Origin of the sequence: Mycolicibacterium vinylchloridicum (genome assembly GCF_013404075.1) — a bacterium.
GTDB lineage: Bacteria > Actinomycetota > Actinomycetes > Mycobacteriales > Mycobacteriaceae > Mycobacterium > Mycobacterium vinylchloridicum.
On record NZ_JACBJQ010000117.1, the window covers coordinates 1 to 5,792 of the forward strand.

Genomic DNA, 5,792 nt, shown 5'->3' on the forward strand with positions numbered 1-5,792 from the left:
CAGCTCGTCGACGCCCTGCGCCGACACGCTCACCCCGACACCGGCGCCGACACCAAATCTGTCGGTGCCGCCGCCTAGAGTTCATCGTGGATCGTCACCCAAATTCCACGCGACTCGGGACATGCTCGCCTCGGCGGACCGAGACTGTTGTCGAGATCCGCCAGTGGCGGACGGAGTCAGAACCCTGGCTAGCGAACCGTGGCATGTTCCCGGACCTCGAGGCCAGACCTGGGCGCAAACGAGCACGAGGTAGTCGAATTCGCTGCTGTCAACAGCTGCAAACCAAGAGAATCGAAGACTCTTATCGGTCGTATTGACGCTGGATAGGGATGGAGGGGAAGGCTGGGCACTCAGACATACGGAGTCACTGCTTGTGAGTCGATGTCGAGCTCGACGCGGTGGGGGTGTTTGACTACCAGCCAGCCCGATCAGAACTCGTATGCAGGGTCAGTGTCGAGGATTTTCACGAACATCGCAGTCAGCCCTGCAAGGTCGGATTCGGCTCGCGCAGTGTGGCATGCGTTGTGCAGTTCGGTCAGGTCGGTCTTCTGCCAGTCGAGTCCGGCGCCGCATTCCGAGAGGAGGAGGTCAAAGAACTCGCGGGTGACCGGCCGTTGCCCTCGAGGAAGGGATAGGCAAAGTTCACGTAGTCGTACAGGTATGCAACGGTGCGTGTGAGCTCAGCCTCGGGAACATCCCTGAGGTCGGTTGAGCCGGTGGACCTCAGCGGCGACATGGGCCATCGGCTGGCTGATACTGCCCGGTGGACAGAAAGACTCGCCGCTCTTCTTGATACCGATCGTTCGCACATCTCCCGCCCAGACGTACACATCCTGAAAGAGCTGGCGGCGGATCACGCAGAGGTAGGGGAGATTATACGTGCGGTCACCCAGGAGCTCGGTCGCCTGACGGAGTGCGATAACACGTGCTTCGACGAGATCGTTCTCCGCGTCTCGCATCGCCTCCGGTGTCTGGGCGCCGACGCGGTTCCTCAGAATGTTCGTGCCGGGAATGAAATCGCCCTGCCAGTTCCGTTCGAGGTCGCCGGTGTCCCAGGAATGCGGCACTGCAGGCTCGGTTACATCAGGTTGTACCGGCGCCGAACGCGATCGCGTAGCTCGGCGGCAGTGATGATTCCGCGGGCGTAGGCGACCTGGTCGGCACGCGTGGCCTTGGTGAATCGCCTCGATGATCTACGAACACAGCCGAGCTCTCGCGGCTACCACTTGGTGACAAAGATCGGGGCGGTGCAGTCCCCAGCGCTTCAATGATATGGCGATTGAAGCGCTGCGCTGCAATACATTCCGCCGGTCACACCCAGGACGGACCGCGACGATCGGGATCCGCACGGAGCGACTCAACTACGTCGCTCAGGCCTGGATTACCCCACCGCCGCCGAGTACGCTGCGGGTGCAGGCACGGGGCGCGTCATCAGCGGCCCGTGACGTCAATGAGTCCGATAAAACCACACTGGCTCCAACCACATGGGCCGCCACACAGAGGTTGCCGTCATGCGTATCGAACTGCTCGCCTCGCCGGGATGCCCCAATGCCGAGTTCGCTAGACAGACTGTCACCCACTGCCTGGCCGCTCTCGGAATAGACGAGCCCATCATTGACCGCATCGGCCGTTATCCCTCGCCCACCGTCCTGATCGACGGCATCGACGTCATGCGCCCTGAGGACGAAGTGTCAATCGGTGACGAGTGCCGACTGGACCTGCCAACACCGCAACGCGTTTTGGACGCATTGCGGGGCCAGCGGCCGAATCGGACCTAAAACTAAAGGCCTTTACGGCTTTTACCGGAAACGCGACATCGACGATGGTTGGAAGCTGACTTCGACTGATACAGGTACGCCAGCGGCCCCGGCTGGCCCGGATCGATTGGATTACGCACCTAGTGTCGTGAGTCGTTAATTCGCTTGCGGTAATTGGCGACGGATTCGAGGATTTGGTCGGCGGTCTTGGTCCAGATGTAGGGGCGAGGGTTGTCGTTTCAGGTTTGGATTCATGCGCGGATGTCGGCGTTGAGTTGGCGTACCGAGGTGTGGGTGCCGCGGCGCAGCTTGTTGGTGGTCAGTTCGGCGAACCAGCGTTCGACAAGATGAGCTGGTCGGGGTGAAGTGCAAGATGCAACCGCCTTCGATAATCCCAGGGGCCAACGATAGATAGCGGCGGAATCATCGCTATCGGCACACTTGCCCCAGCAGACCGGACAACACGCGCAGGATTCATTGGCCCGTCACTTCGACGGCCTGGGTGGTCTTTCAGAGCCAAATTTGTGAGTCGGTGTTGGTCCCATGAGGCCGATTCGGTAACGCTGCGGGTGCGACACGCTTACGAACATGACCGACACATTGACAGTTGGCCCTGCCGTCGAAGCGGTTTCGGCGATCGTTGCGCGTGCACGCGAGGCTCAGCGGGCAATCGAGCACTACACCCAAGAGCAAGCCGATGAACTATGCACTGCGGTGGCATGGGCCGTGGCCCGGCCTGACCGGGCCAGTGCGTTGGCCAAACTGGCGGTCGACGAGGGTGGCTTTGGTAACTACGACGACAAAGTGACCAAAATCAACAAGCGGGTCCTCGGTGTCCTGGCTGACATGCGCACGGTCAAGACCGTCGGTGTCGTCGAGGACGACCCTAGTCGTGGGTTGATCAAGATTGCGAAGCCCGTTGGGGTTATCGCCGCCTTGATTCCCACTACGGGGCCAGACGCCACACCTCCACTAAAGACACTGATGGCTCTGAAGGGCCGTAACGCAATCGTTGTCGCACCGCATCCGCGCACGGTAGCGACGACAATGGATGTTGTTGAGACAATGCGTAAAGCGTGCGAACAGGTCGGCGCACCGGCGGATCTCATCCAGGTGATCGACAAGCCATCGATCTCCAAAACTCAGGAACTTATGCGGCAGGCCGACCTTATCGTCGCGACGGGCGGCGCGGGAATGGTAAAGGCTGCCTACAGTTCTGGAACTCCCGCATACGGAGTTGGTGTCGGCAACTCGGTTCACGTCGTCGACGAGACGGCTGACCTTGACGACGCCGCCGCGGCCATCGTCGCGGCCAAGACATTCGACTTCGCCACCAGTTGCCTGGCCGACAATGCCATCGTCGTCGAGGAGTCGGTCTACGAAGCCCTGATGTCGAAACTCCTTAAACGAGGCGGCTACATCTGCGACGCCGAAGAGAGTGGGTTGTTGCAAAGCCGTATGTGGCCGGACGGCGGACATGTCCCCACCCCCGATGTGATCGCGAAGTCAGCCCTTCATATCGCAGACATCTCAGGGTTCTCAATACCAGAGGATCGGACATTCCTCATCGTCGAGGAAACGGGGACCGGACCAGAACATCCGTTCTCTGGCGAAAAGCTTTCGGTCGTACTGACTGCCTACAAGTACAAGAAGTCCATCAACGCAGCGATCGACTTGGTCAACGCAATCACCGAATACCAAGGTCTCGGGCACACGTGCGGAATCCATTCGACGACCGAAGAGCACATCGAGGAACTTGCGACCAGGACGAAGACAGCTCGGGTGATGGTCAACCAGAACCTAAATGAAGGTGCCGGAAGCCCCCGCAACGGACTGCCATTCACGCTCAGCCTCAGCTGCGGTACGTGGGGAGGCAACATCACCACGGAGAACGTCAATGCCCGACACTTCGTGAACCTGACGTGGGTTTCCAGGCCGATTCAGCGCCCGCAGGCGACCGAAGAGGAACTGTTCGCCGACTTCTGGGCCAAGTACGGCCGCTAAACAGCCTGCACAGCGATCGTTGCGGTCCCAGCTCTGACGTCCACCGATCGACGCGAACGGAAGCATCAGCCAGCACTCACCAGACTTCTAACCCCCGATGAAATAGGAACATTCATGAGCAAAGTCGCCATTGATCTCCTCAGTTGTAAATCAAATGCCACGGCATCGCGACCCGGAATCAAAGTCGTTGTCCAGTGCATCGGTCGGTGTCTGATTGGAATGTTGGTCGGAGTATTGGCTATCTCCGCATCTATGCCAACGACCAACGGCATCGCGACGGCGCGCGCGGACGACACCAAGTATTTGGAGTTTTACACGCCGCCAAGTCCACTGCCCGCCGGCCGGCCGGGTGACCTCATTCGATCAGAGCCGATGAGGTTGGTGTATGAACCGTCTGGGCAACTCGGAAGCTGGGTGGCCTCAGGAACGCGGATCATGTACCAGACCACCGACGCCAAGGGAAACCCAGTCGCGGCGACCGGAGTCTATCTAGAACCCAGCAACCCCTGGACAGGGAGTGGGCCACGACCGCTAATCGCATACGCACCAGGTCCATACGGGATAGGTGAGCAGTGCGCACCATCTCGGCTCATGGATCAGGGCATCCACTTCTCTCAGGGCTTCGACCTAACGTTCAACTACGAAGAGACGTTCCTTGCGACGATGGTCGCGCGCGGGTTCGCCGTCGTCGTAGCGGATGGCGTCGGTATGGGCACGCACATACCGGGCGGTCCGGAGTTCGCTAACCGTCTATCCGCCGGCACAGGGCTCTTAGACGCCGCGCGTGCCGCCCAAAAGCTGCCGGGAACATCTTTGACTCCCCATGCGCCCGTAGCATTCTGGGGCTGGCTGAGTGGAGGCCAGGCTGCTGGGTCTGCGGCCGAACAGGCGGGCACATACGCTCCCGATCTGAAAGTCGTTGGCGCAGCATTGAACACACCGATGGCAGATCTGACGCTAATGCCGCCGTTTCTCGACGGCAATCTACTAGTCGGCGCACTAGGATACGTGCTCAACGGCATCGTCAACGCGTATCCCGAAACCAAAGATCTCCTGGTGAGCACGCTCACGCCTCGGGGTCAGCACTTCGTTCAATGGTCCTCATACATCTGCCTAGTCCAATCCGTGGCAGACTTCGGATTCCGCCATCTCTACTTCCCCGACAACACCGGCTACTTCAACGTGGATCCCGCCACGCTGTTCGGTAGCGATCCGGTAAAGAGCCTTCTACTGGCGCAAAAACTCGGATCACTTAAACCCAATGCACCGGTGTATATTTCGGCAAACCGCTTTGATTCGTTCAATCCATACCAAGCATCGTCCGACCTCGCAGCCGACTGGTGTGCGAAAGGGGCCGATACTGAACTGTGGACCAACGAGCAGCCTCCATTCCTCAATAAGGCAGCCATGAACACTCTGCTCCCATACTTCGTTGACGGGGAACGCTCCATGCAGTGGCTTACCGATCGGTTCAATGGAGCCCCAACTACACCGAACTGTGGTTAATCGGTCGGCATCTTCCGACTCTCCTCAGTCCCGACACGAGCGCGTGTACCCCGACGTACCCCGACGAAACGTCGGGGTACACGCCCTCCTTACCGTTGGGTTTGTCCACAAAGTACCAACAATCGATCCGCGCTGAGCTTGGCAAGACATGGTGTACCTACACGTTGACGCTTAAAGTTTCTGACATCAACGACGACACATGACATCCGGCGTAGCGACCTACTAGTGACAAACACCTTCTCACGATCATCTACCCGTACAGAGCGGAAAGTGGAGCACCTCAACCGGGTTGGTGACCATCGACAGGGCGAGCCTTATCGCCATAACCGAGAGGCACAAGCCGACTCGTCGTGGCATCTGATTGCGCGTTCATCAAACGGTGACGCTGTCGAAGACTGTGGCCTTCCCCCGAGACCGTGGAGGCATCGGCTATAAGGAGTAGCGATGTCAGAGAAACGGAAGAAGTACGACCGGGAGTTCCGTGAGGGCGCTGTGCGGATCGTGCTTGAGACGGGTAAGCCGATC

Annotated in this window: 3 protein-coding genes and 3 pseudogenes; 3 read left to right on the top strand and 3 right to left on the bottom strand. The window is 59.4% G+C overall.

The features are described 5' to 3' along the window. Window positions 1-428: 428 nt before the first annotated feature. Window positions 429-1,067: pseudogene (locus HPC46_RS33465) on the bottom strand (Fic/DOC family protein). 11 nt (window positions 1,068-1,078) lie between these two features. Then, window positions 1,079-1,183: pseudogene (locus tag HPC46_RS33470) on the bottom strand (antitoxin VbhA family protein); the annotation flags it as partial. Window positions 1,184-1,511: 328 nt separating this feature from the next. Here HPC46_RS33470 and HPC46_RS33475 point away from each other — a divergent pair. Beyond that, complete coding sequence (locus tag HPC46_RS33475; protein WP_005148492.1) at window positions 1,512-1,778, top strand: hypothetical protein; 267 nt, start codon at window positions 1,512-1,514, stop codon at window positions 1,776-1,778. A gap of 119 nt (window positions 1,779-1,897) precedes the next feature. Here the strand turns inward: HPC46_RS33475 and HPC46_RS33480 are convergent. Then, window positions 1,898-2,132, bottom strand: a pseudogene (locus tag HPC46_RS33480) (IS630 family transposase); the annotation flags it as partial. A 213-nt stretch (window positions 2,133-2,345) separates the two neighbouring features. Here HPC46_RS33480 and HPC46_RS33485 point away from each other — a divergent pair. Then, complete coding sequence (locus HPC46_RS33485) at window positions 2,346-3,761, top strand: aldehyde dehydrogenase family protein (RefSeq protein ID WP_005148491.1); 1,416 nt, start codon at window positions 2,346-2,348, stop codon at window positions 3,759-3,761. Between the two features lie 219 nt (window positions 3,762-3,980). Further along, entirely contained in the window at window positions 3,981-5,267 is a 1,287-nt protein-coding gene (locus HPC46_RS33490; protein WP_036424931.1) for a lipase family protein, read from the top strand. Window positions 5,268-5,792: the final 525 nt, after the last annotated feature.